The following is a 14993-nucleotide window of genomic DNA, read 5'->3' on the forward strand; positions in this document are numbered from 1 at the left end:
TTCCCGTCCAGCCGGGTGGCGTCGACAGCCATGTAATTCTCCCATGGTGGAGCCATTGGTTGACCCCGTCGCCGCTGGTCATAAAGTGCGGTGCGATGGTGAGAAGACGGCACTTTTTTGTACCCTTCCAAGGGGCGCCGCCGTTGGCGGCAGCGCGATGACGGCAGAGCCGGCGGACGATCCGCGCGCACGGGCGGCCATCGCGGAACTGGCCGCCGACATGGCCGCGCACGGCACCGCGCGCGATGCGCCGGTGCGTGCGGTGATGGGGCTGCTGGGCGACCGCTGGTCCACGCTGGTGCTGCTGGTGCTCGCCACCGGGGCGTGCCGCCACGCTTCGCTGCGCCGCGTGCTTTCGGAGCTTTCGAGCGAAGGCGACGTATCGCAGCGCGTGCTGACACTGAAGCTGCGGACGCTGGAGCGCGACGGCTTCGTCGAACGGACCGCGAGCGCCGACGTGCCGCCGCGCGTGAGCTATGCGCTTACCGACCTCGGCCGCGACCTGGCTGGCCGGGCCCGGCTGATGATCGACTGGGTGAACGCCCACGAGGCGGCGATCCACGCGGCGCGCATGAACTTCGACGCGGCGGCGGGGGATTAGGGTCGATCATCGTCCTTGCGAGCGCAGCGAAGCAATCCACGGCAGCACTACGTCGCCCTGGATCGCTTCGCTGCACTCGCAAGGACGAAAGTGGTTCTCGGGCCTGTCACCGCGCCTGTTGCGGGTGATGCATGCGGTATTCCACCTCGAGCGCATCGCGGTCGATCTGCTGGCCGGCGAGCGCGATCACGTTGTCCGGCTTGTGGACCTTGCTGGCGGCGATCAGTTGCAGGCGTTCCACCACCCAGCGCAGCGCGCGGTCGTTGGTGTTCGAGATATGCCACTGCAGGGCTTCGCGGATCGGCGGGAAATCGAAGGGAATCTCGCGGATCACCAGCGGCATCGTCGTCACCAGCTGTTCGGCGAGGCGGCGGTGCATGGTCGCGATGCGGTTGGTGTTGATGACGAGGCCCGGCAGCGACAGGAAGGTCGGGGCCACCACCTCGACCCGGCGCTGCTGCTTCTGGCGGCGCACGAACCAGTCGTCGAAGGCCGGCACCCGCGCCTTGCCGAAACGCGCCGTGACGTGCCCGAGTTCGAAATAGATATCGCGGGTCATCGGGCCCTGCATCGCCGGATTGTCCTGCCATCCGACGACGACATAGTCGTCCTCGAACAGGATCAGGCTGGGGTGATCGGCCGATATCGCATAGTCGATGGTCAGCAGCAGGTCGATGTAGCCGCGCTCGATCGCCTCGATCGGGGCTTCGTGCATGGGCTGGATCTCGAAGCGCATGTTGGGGGCATCGCGCTCCAGTTCGGCCAGCGCCTCGGCAAGGAGCACCTGCGTGGAATAGTCCGAGGCCATGAAGCGCACCTGCCGGTCGGCGGTGGCCGGATCGAAGGGCGGGGCGATGGCGATCGTCGTGCGGATCTGCTCCAGCACCGCGCGCACCGGCTCGATCAGTTCCTCGGCCCGGGTGGTGAGGATCATGCTGCGCCCCTTCACCACCAGCAGGTCGTCGCCGAAGTATTCGCGCAGCCGCCCGAGTGCGCTGGACGTCGCCGACTGCGACAGGCACAGCCGGTCGGCAGCGAGCGAGACGCTCTTTTCGGTCAGCAGCGCATCGAGCGCCACGAGCAGGTTGAGATCCAGTCTACCGAAACGCATTGCCATCTCCCGGCCCCGTCTGCTCCGCTTACTGCAAAGTCGCGAGGGCGCTGGCGACGAGGGTAGCAGGATCCCGGTCGTGGGCAAAGCCTGCCCGCTCCGCCGCCGGGGTGGCGAGCGGCGGCTGGGCGGCGAACGCGGCCTCAAGCTCGGCGTCGGGGGCATACGTCACGAGATCGGTCGATACCCCGCACTGGCGCGCGACCTCGGCGGCAAGTACGCCCATCGTCACGCATTGCGCCGGCAGCGTCACCGCGCGGGTCGGCGGCAGCAGCGCGCTATCGAGGCTCAGGGCATGGACGAAGTTGCCGGCGCAGCGGGCGACCGACTGCGCCCAGATCGTCCCCTCGGCGGAGACCGGGCAAGTGAAGCCCTCGCCTGCCTTCAGCGCATGGAACAGGTTGGACATGAACGCGGATTTCATGCCCGACGGTCCTTTGGGCCGCGCCAGGATGCCGGGCAGCCGCACGGTGACGCCATCGATCATGCCGCGGTTGGAGAACATCGCGACCGCATGCTCCATCATCGCCTTGTGCGCGCCGTAGATCATCCGGGGCGAAAGCGGCGTGGCGTCGTCGACGTGGCCGGGCAGCGGATCGCCGAACACGGCGATGGAACTGGCGTAGACCACACGAAGGCCCGGCGAGAGCGCGGCGGCTTCCTGCAGCAGATCGTACATCGCATCGATATTGATCCGGCGCGAGGCGGCCGGGTCGGCCTCTGCCGCGCCGCCGGGAACCGTGGCGAGGTGGACCAGCGCGTCGCAGCCGCGGCCCAGCGCCTCGGCGCGCACGGAAGCCTCGCCGAAGTCCCCCGCCACGATGCGGGCGCCGCCGGGAATCCCGCCGGCATGGCTGTCGATCCCGACGACTTCGTGCCCGGCCTCCAGCAGGCGGCTCACGAGTTCACGGCCGACGAACCCGCCTGCTCCGGTAACGACGACTTTCAAGGCATTCTCCTTCATGGGCGACTTCATGGGCGGCGGGCGCGAACCGTGCGCCCGCCCGTTCGCTATCGGTCTTCAGAAGCTGGCCGAGATGCGCAGCCCATAAGTGCGCGGCGCGGTGTAGCGGGCGATGGCGAAGCCGATCGGCGACGACTGCGGCGTCGCGACGCGGCGCTTGTTCTCGATGTTCTGGACGTAGGCCCCGATCGAGAGGCCGCCGTCCGACTGGCGCAGGGTCAGCCCGGCATCGGACAGCCAGTAGGGGCGGATCTTCTCGAAATCGAGATATTCGAACGCACCGTACTGCGAGGAGCGCCACGAGGTGTTGAAATTGCCCACCAGTTCGAAGCTGTCGCTCACCGGCACGATCTGCTCGATGCCCAGGTTGATCGTCCACTTGGGCGAGAACAGCAGCGGGCGTCCCGAGCAGTCGAACGAGAGGATCGGTGTCGTCCCGTCGCTCAGGTAGTCGCCGGTCTGGCTCGACGAACAGTTGATGTTGTCGCGCGGGCTGGCGGTGATGAGGTTCAGCTTCTTGTATTCGGTGTCGAGGTACTGGACCTTGGCCGACAGCGTCGTGTTGTGCAGCGGCTTGGCCATCAGGTCGATGTCGAAGCCCTTGATGTCCGCCCGCCCGGCGTTGTCGATGGTGTTGATGAGGACGCTGTCGGGCGAGACGGTGAAGTAGTTGATCTGCTGATCCTTGTACTTCCACCAGAAGGCTTCGAGGTTTAGCTGGACCTTGTTGTTGAGGAAGCGGTTCTTCGATCCGACGGTATAGGCGGTGATGAACTCGGGCTTGTAGCTCGGGTTGCCTTCGGAAAGCTGGAAGCCGCCGGCGCGGTAGCCGGTCTCGACCGAGGCGTAGAGCAGCGATTGCGGCGCGAGGTCGAATTCGGCGCCGGCCTTCCAGGTGACGCGGCTGTAGCTGCCCGAATCAACCACCGGATAGTAGGTCTTGAGGATCAGGCCGGTGCCGTTCAGCAGCGGATAGACCTGGTCGCTGGCGGTGTCGGTGCTGCCCGACGCGATGTAGCCCTGGCTTATCAGCCAGTTCACCGTGTCGCCGGTCGAGGTGAAGTTCGGGAAGTTGGGAATGTTGCCCGGCGTCGCGCAGCCGGCCTCGAAGGAATCCGGCGGCGTGATGGCCGGAATGCCGCCGCAGAACGCGATGAAGTTGTTGATGAGGCCGTCGATCGATTTCTTGTCGCGGGTGTAGCGCAGGCCGCCGATCAGGCGGAACCGGTCGCTGAGGTTCGCGGTCAGCTGGCCGAAACCGGCAAGGCTCTTGGTCTGGTGGGTATAGCGCTGGATCGGCAGCACGAATTCCTGGTTGTACACGCCGACGTTGCGGATCTTCTCGTCGAAGAAGAAGCCGCCGACGACGTAGTCAAACATGCCGACGGTGCCGGCAAGGCGGGTTTCCAGGCTGAACTGGCGGTCCTGTTCATTGGTATAGGCGGTATTGAACGCGGGGCCGTAGAACACGCTTTCCGCATCGGACTTGCGATAGGCAGGCAGGACTGTGAGGGTGCCGATGCCGGTTTCCAGCGTGACTTCGGCGTTGACGCCCCAATACGTGTTGTCGCTGTACTGCTGCTCGTTCATCGCCGTCAGGAACCCGAAGCCCGGCGCGCCGAGCTGGGTCTGGCGATAGGCGTTGGCGGCGTCGGTGTTCATGCCCTCCGACGAATCCAGCCCCGAGGCCGCGAACGTGTAGCCGTCCGCCCCCGGCGTGAACGCGCCGATGTAGCTCGCGCCCGTGCCAACCCCGCCGACATGCGTGTAGTCGCCGCCGATGCGGATGCTCAAGGTGTCGGTCGGCTCGAACAGCAGCTGCGCGCGCAGGCCGCTGCGGTCGAGATCGTCGCTGTCGTCACGGTTGTAGCCGTCGTGGTACTGGCGGGTCGCGGCGACGCGCAGGGCGGCGTTGTCGCCGATCGCGAGGTTGGCGAACCCTTCGGCGCTGACCGCGTCGTAATTGCCGATCGAAAGCGTGAAGCCGCCGTGGTTGGCGCCCAGTTCCGGGCGATTGGGCAGGATATTGACGGCGCCGCCGGTGGCGTTGCGACCGTAGAGGATGCCTTGCGGCCCCTTGAGCACCTCGACGCGGGCGAGGTCGTAGAACGCGGCGCCGAATGCACCGGCGGCGCGGCCGAGGACGACGCCGTCGTAGCTTGGGGTCACCGCCGGGTCGTTGTAGCTGGAATTGGTGACGTTGCCGACGCCGCGCAGGAAGATCGAGGTGTTAGAGCCGCCGCCGTTGGTCACGGTGAGGGCCGGAACCGCCCTGTTGAGCGCATCCGCCTGGGTGATGCCCTGGCGGACCAGGCTGTCGCCGCCGACCGCGTCGATGGCGATGCCGGCGTCCTGCAGGCTCTCGGACCGCCGCTGGGCGGTGACGATGATATCGCCGAGGCCGGAATTGTCCGAAGCGTCCTGAGCCCCGGCATCCTGCGCCTGAGCGTCCTGCGCCAGCGCCGGAGCCGCGATACCGGTCATGGCGAGCGTGGCGAAGGCGATCGCGGTCGTGTCGAGAAGTCGAATGTGCATGGCGGCACCTCCCAGATGAGTTTTGTTCTTGGGTTCGAGCTAGCCAAGCAGGGGCGGCCGGTCACACCGATTGTATGGATGAAGATGCATCCACAGTTCGGATTTGTCAGTCCGCGGCGTCTCGCTACTTCATCGTGGCATGACCAGGGAGAGCATCAGCAGCATCGCCACGGCGCTTGTCGTGGGCGGAGGGATCGGCGGCATGGCGACGGCCATCAGCCTTGCGGAACGCGGCGTCAGGGTAAGCCTGATCGACCTCGATCCGGAATGGCGGGTATATGGCGCCGGCATCACCATAACCGGGCCGACCTTGCGCGCCTATCGCCGCCTTGGCCTGCTCGACGAGATCAAGCAGGCGGGGGCGATCACCAACAAGACGCGCCTGTTCCGGTTCGACGGCACTCACCTTCACGACCTTGACGAACCGGTGATCGAGGAGGGACTTCCCGCGACCGGCGGCATCATGCGTCCGGTATTGCACCGTATCATGCAGAGCCGCGTGCGGGCGCTGGACATCCCCGTCGGCCTGGGCGTCACCGTGACCGCGCTCGATGCGGACGGCGATGGCGTGGAGGCGACGCTGTCGGACGGCAGCAAGGGGCGCTATGACCTCGTCGTCGGCGCCGACAGCGTGTTTTCGGGCGTACGCGATCTCGCTTTCCCGCACATGGGGCCCTTGGCGCCGACGGGGCAGGGGTGCTGGCGCATCTCGATCCGCAAGCCGCCGGGGCTGGATGCGGGCGAATTCTTCCTCGGGCACGACAATCCCTGCGGCATCACGCCGTGCAGTCCCGACAACGTCTACATGTGGATGCTGACCCGTCACGTCGAGCGCGAAAGCTTCATGGACGAGGAGGAACTGTTCACCACGCTGCAGGGGCTGCTGGGCGACTTCGGCGGCAACGCCGGATGGATCCACGACAACATGACCCGCGCGGACTGGATCAACTATCGCCCGCTCGCCGCCGCTCTCCAGCCGCGCCCGTGGAGCAACGGGCGCGTGGTGCTGCTCGGCGATGCGGTCCATGCGACCACGCCGCACCTCGCATCGGGCGCGGGCATGGCGGTGGAGAGCGCGATCGTGCTGGCCGAGGAACTGGCCGGGGCGGAAACGGTAGAGGCCGGACTGGCCGCCTACGAGGAACGCCGGTTCGAACGGTGCCGTGATGTCATCGACAGCAGCGTCGGCATCGGCCGCCTGCAGCTGGAGCATCGCCCGCCAGAAGAACACAAGGCCTTGCTCGAAGGCGCGCTGATGCGGTTGAACGAACCCTTCTGAATAGAGGAGAGGACGCAGCCATGAGTTCGGCTGCGCCCTCTTGTCGCTGCGGGGCGCGCCGGATCAGAGGCTGGGCATCACCCGCTCGCGGATAAGGGCGGCTTCGGCTTCGCAGCCGGTGGGCCGTTCGCCGCTGGCACGCAGGACATCAAGTTCGGCGCGCGCAGCCTCGCGGTCGGCCTGGTATTCGGGCTTGGTCTGGACCAGGGCCATCGTCGCCGTCGCCGAAAGCATCCCGGCCTCCACCGCGCTTTCGTTATGCGCGCCGCACACGAAGCGACTGTCGCCATAGGCACGGCCACGTTCGAGGATCGGCTGCGCCCGGTCGGGGGCGATGCTCGACAGCACCAGCGCCCAGGTCCAGCCCCAGGTCGTGTGACCGGAGGGATAGTCGAAGCTCATCCGGTGCTTCTTTTCATCGTAGAGTTCGGATTCGGGCTGGCAGATCTTCCCCTTGTCGATGGTGAAGGGGCGGCTGCGTTCGTAGAAGGCCTTGGCCTTGCCCGACTGCGCGCTGGTATCGGCGCCGGCCCGCTCGATCAGCAGCATCAGCCTGGGCGCGTTCTGCGGCGTCAGCTTGACGCCCACGGCGCAGCTGAAATCATGCGCCAGCGCGGGGACGGTGTAGTCGGCGTCCTGCGTCGCCAGATCCCAGCGCGGGGTGCCGACCAGTTTGCGCGTGGCGCGAAAGATCTTGCGATCCGTCTCGTAGCGCGGATCCCCCCGGCGCGGCGCCGGTTCGAGGACATGCGTGACGTCGAACTCGTCCGGCGCCAGATAGCCCTTGGGCCGCTCGGTCGAGCCGGCCGAGGCGGCGATGAGGACGACGGCGGTTGCCGCGGCGGCGATCGACAGTTTGAGCTTCAAGAACGTTCTCCAATGGCCTGAAACGCTATGCCGGTCGCGGCCGCCGCGTCAATATGCCAGAGCGCCGCATCGGATCATGCCGCGCGCGGTGTCAGCGGGCGGCCCCACTGGCCCAGCCCCCTGATGAACACCAGCGAGGCGAGGACCGCGAAGACACCGGAGATCACGAAGGCGGGCGCGTAAGTGCCGGCCGTTTCGCGGATCACGCCCGCCCCGAACGCGGCCGCCGCCGCGCCGATCTGGTGCGCGACCAGTACCCAGCCGAAAATGATCGGGGCGTCCCGTTCACCGAAAGACTGATTGGCGAGCTTGACCGTCGGCGGCACCGTGGCGATCCAGTCGAGACCGTAGAAGACCGCGAAGATGGTCAGGCTCAGGCCGCCGAAATCGATGAACGGCAGCGCCACCAGCGACAGTCCGCGCAGGCCGTAGTACACCGCGAGCAGCCGCTTCGGGTCGTAGCGGTCGGTCAGCCAGCCCGATGCGGTCGTGCCGATCAGGTCGAAGAAGCCCATCAGCGAAAGCAGCCCGGCCGCCGCCACCGGGGCGATGCCGTGGTCTCCGCAGAAGGCGATCATGTGCGTGCCGACCAGGCCATTGGTCGTGAGGCCACAGACGAAGAAGCTGCCGGCCAGCAGCCAGAACACCCGCTGGCGGGCCGCGCGCCGCAGCGCCTCGATCGCCAGCCACGGGGTCGCGGCCTGTTTCAGCGGTGCGGGCGGGGGCGTGTCCGCCGCTTCGCCGAACCGGCGGACGCCGCGCTGCTCGGGGCGTTCGGGAACAAGGAAGGCGACCAGAGGGATCAGCACCGCGCAGCCCAGGCTCACTGCCAGCGCCACCGGCTTCCACGCGCCGCCCTGGGACAGCCAGGCCAGAACCGGCAGGAACACCAGCGAGCCGGTAGCGGTACTGGCGCTCAGCAGCCCCATGACGAGCCCCTGGCGCGTCGCGAACCAGCGATTCACCACCGCCGCGCCGAGCACCGAAGCGACCGCGCCCGAACCGATCCCCGACAGCACGCCCCAGCTCAGGACATAGTGCCAGGGCGCGGACATCCACTGGCTCGCGAAAGTCGATACCGCCATGAGCGCCAGCCCGGCCAGCATCGTGCGCCTGATGCCGATGCTCATCATCAGCGCCGCCGCGAAGGGCCCGACGAGGCCGTAGAGGAGGATGCCGATCGCCGCGCCGAGCGAGATCGTCGCGCGGTCCCATCCGAAGTGGAGTTCCAGCGGCAGCATCATCACGCCGGGCGCCGAACGCAGCCCGGCCGAAAACAGCAGGGCGAGGAACGTGACGGCGACGACCAGCATCGCCGGGTGATAGCGGCGGATCACGACGCCGCCCTCGTGCGCCGGCAGGGGACGGGCTGGGCGGGGCGGAGAGACATGCGGATCATCGCGCTCCCATAGGGCCATCCGGCAGGGAAGCCGAGCGAGGAAGATTGGCGGAGGTTGTGAATTTTGCTAACATCCTCGCATGTATCGTCCTCCTTCGATCCAGACCTTGCGGGCTTTCGAGGCTGCGGCCCGGCTCAACAGCTTCTCGCGCGCGGCGGAGGAACTGGGGATCACGCATGGCGCCGTCAGCCACCGCATCCGCGAGATCGAGGAGCGACTGGGCACCACGATGTTCGAACGGCGCGGGAACAGCATGGAGCCGACGGTGGCCGCACGCCAGATGCTTCCCGTAGTCCGCCAATCGCTGGAACTGATCGCCAGCGTATTTCCGCCCCCGGCGTCCGGGCGGCAGCAGATCCTGCGGATCGGTGTCCTGCCGTCCTTCGCGGCGAACTGGCTGGTTCCGCGTCTCCAGGGGTTCCACACGGCGCATCCCGGCATTGCGATCGCGCTCGACCCGCGCCTTGAAGCGAGCAGGATCGGACCGCGCGGGGTCGATGCCGCGATCCGCTACGGCAGCGGCCGGTGGCCCGGGCTGGTGGCCGAGCGGTTGATCCAGGACAGGCTCTTTCCCGCCTGTTCGCCCATGTATCGCGAGCGCATGGCGATCACCGGCATCGCTGACCTGGGCCGCTGCCATCTCCTGCGCAACAGCTGGCATCCCTGGACCCCGTGGTTCCAGAAGGCGGGACTGGCAATGGCCGAACCCGCCGACTCCGTGCCGTACGACGATGCCGGCCTGCTGATGGAAGCCGTCCTGGCGGGCCACGGGGTCGGGCTGGTGCGCAAGGTCATCGTCAACGACGCGCTTGCGAGCGGGCAGCTCATCCGTCTCTCGCCGGTCGAGGTACCGTTCGACGGCGCCTACCATTACACGACGACGCTGCACGGGACGGCAAAGGACGACGCGATCAGGCTGTTCGGCGACTGGCTGAAGGACCGGCTGCTCGAGGAGTTTCCGGCCCTCCCGTGAGGAGGGGTGCCGACTCGGGCGATCGATTTTCAGTCGCGCTTATTGCTATCGCTAATCAGTTGCTTTCGATTGGCTCAAAATCGCGGTTTTTGCGGCCATTCGGTGCCTTGCCAGTCGGCCCCACTTGGCGTACCGGGGCCGCATCAGCCACTAGGCCGGTCAACGATACCTGTCATGGTGGCTCCCGCCCACTCCATGACGTAGGGATCACGATGAGCCTATACCTAGATTACCTCGCCGAAATCGAAAGCAGGAAAAATCAGGGTCTCGCGCCCAAGCCGATCGACGACGGCGCGCTCATCGCGGAAATCATCACCCTCATCGAGGATACCGGCAGCGAATATCGCGCCGACGCTCTCAAGTTCTTCATCTACAACACGCTTCCCGGCACCACCAGCGCGGCCGGCGTGAAGGCGGCGTTCCTCAAGAAGATCATCCTCGGCGAAGCGACCGTCGCGGAAATCACCCCGGCCTTCGCGCTCGAACTGCTCTCGCACATGAAGGGCGGTCCTTCGATCTCGGTGCTGCTCGACATCGCGCTCGGCGATGACGCGGCCATCGCCGCCGAGGCGGGCGAAGTGCTCAAGACCCAGGTATTCCTCTACGACGCCGACATGTTCCGCCTGCGCGACGCGCTTCTGGCCGGCAACGCCGTGGCAAAGGGCGTGCTGGAAAGCTACGCCAAGGCCGAATTCTTCACCAAGCTGCCCGACGTCGAGGACGAGATCGAAGTCGTCACCTTCATCGCCGGTGAAGGTGACATCTCGACCGACCTGCTCTCGCCGGGCAACCAGGCGCACTCGCGTTCGGACCGCGAACTGCACGGCCAGTGCATGATCTCGCCCGAAGGCCAGCAGGCGATCGTGGCGCTCAAGGCCGCGCACCCGGGCAAGCGCGTGATGATGATCGCCGAGAAGGGCACGATGGGCGTCGGCTCCTCGCGCATGTCGGGCGTCAACAACGTGGCGCTGTGGACGGGCAAGCAGTCCAGCCCCTACGTTCCCTTCGTCAACTACGCCCCCGTCGTCGCGGGCACCAACGGCATCTCGCCGATCTTCGCGACCACCGTGGACGTGACCGGCGGCATCGGCATCAACCTCAAGAACTGGGTCAAGCAGATCGGCGAGGACGGCAAGCCGATCCTCAACAACGACGGCAACCCGGTGCTTGAAGAGAAGTTCTCGGTCGAGACCGGCACGATCCTCAAGATCGACGTCAAGAACAAGAAGCTGACCGACGAGGCCGGCAACGAACTGGTCGACGTCGCCGCCGCCTTCACCCCGCAGAAGATGGAGTTCATGAAGGCGGGCAGTTCCTACGCCATCGTCTTCGGCAAGAAACTCCAGACCTTCGCGGCTGAAACGCTGGGCGTCGAGGCACCCACCGTGTTCGCGCCGAACAAGGAACTCACCGTCGAGGGCCAGGGCCTGACCGCTGTTGAGAAGATCTTCAACCGCAACGCCGTGGGCGTCACCCCGGGCAAGGTGCTGCACGCCGGTTCGGACGTGCGCGTCAAGGTGAACATCGTCGGTTCGCAGGACACCACCGGCCTGATGACCGCGCAGGAACTGGAAGCGATGGCGGCCACCGTCATCTCGCCGCTGGTCGACGGCGCCTACCAGTCGGGCTGCCACACCGCTTCGGTGTGGGACAAGAAGGCCCAGGTGAACATCCCGAAGCTCATGTCCTTCATGAACAACTTCGGTCTGATCACCGCGCGCGACCCGAAGGGCATTTATCACGCGATGACCGACGTGATCCACAAGGTGCTCAACGACATCACCGTGGACGACTGGGCGATCATCATCGGCGGCGACAGCCACACCCGCATGTCGAAGGGCGTCGCCTTCGGTGCGGACTCGGGCACCGTCGCGCTGGCGCTGGCCACCGGTGAAGCGACCATGCCGATCCCGCAGTCGGTCAAGGTGACCTTCAAGGGCAAGATGCAGCCCCACATGGACTTCCGCGACGTCGTCCATGCTACCCAGCAGCAGATGCTGGCACAGTGCGCGGGCGAGAACGTGTTCCAGGGCCGCATCATCGAAGTCCACATCGGCACGCTGCTGGCCGACCAGGCCTTCACCTTCACCGACTGGACCGCGGAGATGAAGGCCAAGGCCTCGATCTGCATCTCGGACGACGAGACCCTGATCGGCTCGCTGGAAATCGCCAAGTCGCGCATCCAGATCATGATCGACAAGGGCATGGAGAACGCGGCCGGTACGCTGCAGGGCCTGATCGCCAAGGCCGACGCCCGCATCGCGGAGATCCGCTCGGGCGAGAAGCCGGCGCTGTCGCCGGACGCTTCGGCCAAGTACTTCGCCGAGGTGGTCGTGGACCTCGACATCATCGATGAACCGATGATCGCCGACCCGGACGTCAACAACCCCGACGTCTCCAAGCGCTACACCCACGACACGATCCGCCCGGTCTCGTACTACGGCGGCACCAAGAAGGTGGACCTCGGCTTCGTCGGCTCGTGCATGGTGCACAAGGGCGACATGAAGATCATCGCCCAGATGCTCAAGAACATCGAGAAGACCGAGGGCAAGGTCGAATTCAAGGCGCCGCTCGTCGTCGCCCCGCCGACCTACAACATCGTCGACGAACTCAAGGCCGAAGGCGACTGGGAAATCCTCCAGAAGTACTCGGGCTTCGAATTCGACGACATCAACCCGAAGACCGCCAACCGCACCGAGTACGAGAACATCCTCTATCTCGAGCGTCCGGGCTGCAACCTGTGCATGGGCAACCAGGAGAAGGCCGCGAAGGGCGACACCGTCCTCGCCACTTCGACCCGCCTGTTCCAGGGCCGCGTCGTCGAGGACACCGCAGAGAAGAAGGGCGAATCGCTGCTCGCCTCGACCCCGGTGGTCGTGCTCTCGACCATCCTGGGCCGTACGCCGAGCGCGGACGAGTACAAGGCGGCCGTCGAAGGCATCGACCTGACCAAGTTCGCTCCGCAGCAGGCGGCGTGATCCAGGGCGAAATCCGCTTCGGCTAGGATTTCGCCTCTTCATTCGGGACGGCCCGAGGTTTCCATCAGCGAAGCCTCGGGCCGTCTGATTCCGGCTCGATCCTTCTGCCGGGCCGCCGCCACCGCATTGCGCGCTTCCGCCGCATGCCGGGAACCCAGCCGCAGATGCGCATCGGCGGCGTCGCCGCGCAGTCCCGCCTGTCCTGCCAGCTTGCGATGACGGCGGCACTCGACGGGCTGCGCGTGGTCACCGCGCCGGAGGTATAACCAAATGCTATGAATGACGGTTCCGCAGGCTCTTAAAGTCGGTCGGTGCCGGGCGGATATGGGATCTACCATGTCCAGCGGAGCATTCGATGCACAATGCCATTGCCACCGTGTCGCTGCGCGGCACTCTCGAGGAGAAGCTCGTCGCCGCCGCGCAGGCCGGTTTCCGGAGCGTCGAGATATTCGAGAACGACCTGATCGGATCGGCGCTGCGGCCGCCGCAGGTTCGCACGCTGATGGAGGACATCGGGCTGTCCTGCTCGCTCTACCAGCCGTTCCGCGATTTCGAGGGCATGCCGGGCGCGCTGCGCCAGCGCGCGCTCGACCGTGCGGAGCGCAAGTTCGACGTGATGGAAGCGCTGGGCACCGATCGCATCCTGGTGTGCTCGAACTGCTCGCCCGCGTCGCTCGGCGATCGCCCGCGCATCGTCGATGACTTCCGGGAACTGGGTGAACGTGCCGCCGCGCGGGGTATCCGCGTGGGCTACGAGGCGCTTGCCTGGGGTCGGCACGTCAACGATCACCGTGACGTCTGGTCGATCGTCGAGGAGGTGGACCACCCGGCGATCGGCATCATCCTGGACAGCTTCCATTCGCTGTCGCGCGCGATCCCGAGCGACAGCATCCGTCAGATCGCCGGCGACAAGCTCGTCTATGTCCAGCTTGCCGATGCGCCGCTTCTGGACATGGACCTGCTCTACTGGAGCCGCCATTTCCGCAACCTTCCCGGCCAAGGCGGCTTCGATCTGGCCGGCTACGTGGCGGAGATCCTGCGCACGGGCTACGATGGGCCGCTTTCGCTGGAAATCTTCAACGATCGCTTCCGGTCGATCTCCTCGCGGCTGATCGCGCAGGACGGGTACCGCTCGCTCGAATATGTCCGCGACGCGGCCTTGCGGGTGCTGGGCCGGCCGGCCGCGATGCCGGCGCCGCAGCCTCCCCTTCGCGCCGAGTTCGTGGAGTTCACCGCCGGGGCCGAGGACGCGGTGCGGCTTGGCGATACGTTCGCCAGCCTTGGCTTCGCGAAAGTCGGCAACCACCGTACCAAGAAGGTGACGCGCTGGCGGCAGGGCGAGGTCAATCTGGTCGTCAATGCAGAGCCGAAGGGCTTCGCCCAGTCCTACAGGATCGTCCACGGCACCTCGATCTGCGCGATCGGCGTGCGGGTGAGCGATGCGCGGGCGGTGATGGACCGGGCCGCGGCGCTGGGCATTCGCGCCTACAAGCCCGAAGGCCGTCCCGGCCGCATGGCGATGCCGGCCCTGCGCGGCGTCGGCGGCAGCCTGGTCTATCTGGTCGAGGATGCAGGCGCCGAAGCGCTGTGGGCACGGGAGTTCGAGGCGGCCGAGAGCCCCCTCGTCACCGAGGAGAGGCCGGTGCGCGGCATCGATCACCTCGCGGCGGTCGTCCACAATGACGAGTTCCTGTCCTGGCAGCTCTACTGGCGCGCCCTGTTCGGCCTCGAGGGGCGCGATGCGCAGGATGTGATCGATCCGGCCGGTCTCGTGCACAGCCAGGCCCTGCAATCGCCTGACGGGGCATTCCGCCTGACGCTGAACGCCTCGGATGCGCGCGAGACGCTGTCGTCGCGCTTTCTGGCGCAAGGGCTCGGCGGCGGGTTCCAGCATGTCGCGATGGCCAGCGACGACCTGTTCGCGGCGGCGCAGGCGCTCGATGCCGGGGGCGCGGCGATGCTCGACATGCCGGGGAACTACTACGACGACCTCGCCGCCCGCTTCGGGCTGGACGACGACGTCATCGCCGCGATGGCGCGGGCGCGGATGCTCTACGACGAGGACGGGCAGGGCGGATCGTACCGGCAATTGTACACCCGCGCATTCGACAAGCTGTTCTTCTTCGAGTTTGTCGAGCGGGCGCCCGCCTATGCCGGGTACGGAGCGCCGAACGCCGGCGTGCGGCTCGCCGCGCAGAACCGCTATCGCGGTGCGACGGTGGGGGCGGAGTAAGCCGCCCGCACACTTTCGTCAGCAACGAGGAAACCCAGGGCTGTGCCGAGCG

11 protein-coding genes are annotated in these 14993 nt (G+C 66.7%); 6 read left to right on the forward strand and 5 right to left on the reverse strand.

The genetic code is table 11. The features are described from left to right. Positions 1-157 precede the first annotated feature (157 nt). Positions 158-601: a helix-turn-helix domain-containing protein gene (locus V2S85_RS14960; protein WP_330703643.1), complete on the forward strand. Its 444-nt coding sequence runs from the start codon at positions 158-160 to the stop codon at positions 599-601. A gap of 106 nt (positions 602-707) precedes the next feature. On the opposite strand, the gene V2S85_RS14965 is transcribed toward V2S85_RS14960, so the two are convergent. From V2S85_RS14965 to V2S85_RS14975, 3 genes are all read right to left on the reverse strand, one after another. After that, positions 708-1712 carry a LysR family transcriptional regulator gene (locus V2S85_RS14965; RefSeq protein WP_330703644.1) on the reverse strand — a complete coding sequence of 335 codons (1005 nt, stop codon included), beginning with the start codon at positions 1710-1712 and terminating at the stop codon, positions 708-710. Between the two features lie 28 nt (positions 1713-1740). Then, on the reverse strand, positions 1741-2661 hold the full coding sequence (locus tag V2S85_RS14970) for an NAD-dependent epimerase/dehydratase family protein (RefSeq protein ID WP_330703645.1): 921 nt from the start codon (positions 2659-2661) through the stop codon (positions 1741-1743). A gap of 72 nt (positions 2662-2733) precedes the next feature. After that, on the reverse strand, positions 2734-5211 hold the full coding sequence (locus V2S85_RS14975) for a TonB-dependent receptor (RefSeq protein ID WP_330703646.1): 2478 nt from the start codon (positions 5209-5211) through the stop codon (positions 2734-2736). Positions 5212-5350: 139 nt separating this feature from the next. On the opposite strand from V2S85_RS14975, the gene V2S85_RS14980 reads away from it, so the two are divergent. Next, positions 5351-6490 carry an FAD-dependent monooxygenase gene (locus tag V2S85_RS14980; RefSeq protein WP_330703647.1) on the forward strand — a complete coding sequence of 380 codons (1140 nt, stop codon included), beginning with the start codon at positions 5351-5353 and terminating at the stop codon, positions 6488-6490. Between the two features lie 63 nt (positions 6491-6553). Here V2S85_RS14980 and V2S85_RS14985 read toward each other — a convergent pair whose 3' ends face one another. Continuing rightward, complete coding sequence (locus V2S85_RS14985; protein WP_330703648.1) at positions 6554-7357, reverse strand: phosphatase PAP2 family protein; 804 nt, start codon at positions 7355-7357, stop codon at positions 6554-6556. A 74-nt stretch (positions 7358-7431) separates the two neighbouring features. Continuing rightward, positions 7432-8670 carry an MFS transporter gene (locus tag V2S85_RS14990; protein ID WP_330703739.1) on the reverse strand — a complete coding sequence of 413 codons (1239 nt, stop codon included), beginning with the start codon at positions 8668-8670 and terminating at the stop codon, positions 7432-7434. 166 nt (positions 8671-8836) lie between these two features. On the opposite strand from V2S85_RS14990, the gene V2S85_RS14995 reads away from it, so the two are divergent. The 4 genes from V2S85_RS14995 to V2S85_RS15010 all read left to right on the forward strand — a co-directional run bounded on the left by V2S85_RS14995 (position 8837) and on the right by V2S85_RS15010 (position 14941). Continuing rightward, the gene (locus V2S85_RS14995) at positions 8837-9730 is read left to right on the forward strand and encodes a LysR substrate-binding domain-containing protein (RefSeq protein ID WP_330703649.1); all 894 of its coding nucleotides are present in this window, start codon (positions 8837-8839) and stop codon (positions 9728-9730) included. 212 nt (positions 9731-9942) lie between these two features. Continuing rightward, a complete protein-coding gene (locus tag V2S85_RS15000) occupies positions 9943-12708 on the forward strand; it encodes a bifunctional aconitate hydratase 2/2-methylisocitrate dehydratase (RefSeq protein ID WP_330703650.1) in 2766 nt (921 codons plus the stop codon). Positions 12709-12851: 143 nt separating this feature from the next. After that, entirely contained in the window at positions 12852-12974 is a 123-nt protein-coding gene (locus tag V2S85_RS15005) for a hypothetical protein (RefSeq protein WP_330703651.1), read from the forward strand. 89 nt (positions 12975-13063) lie between these two features. Next, positions 13064-14941, forward strand: a complete 1878-nt coding sequence (locus tag V2S85_RS15010) for a bifunctional sugar phosphate isomerase/epimerase/4-hydroxyphenylpyruvate dioxygenase family protein (RefSeq protein ID WP_330703652.1) — start codon at positions 13064-13066, stop codon at positions 14939-14941. Positions 14942-14993 lie beyond the last annotated feature (52 nt).

Source organism: Novosphingobium resinovorum (assembly GCF_036352595.1).
GTDB classification, from domain to species: Bacteria; Pseudomonadota; Alphaproteobacteria; order Sphingomonadales; family Sphingomonadaceae; genus Novosphingobium; species Novosphingobium resinovorum_B.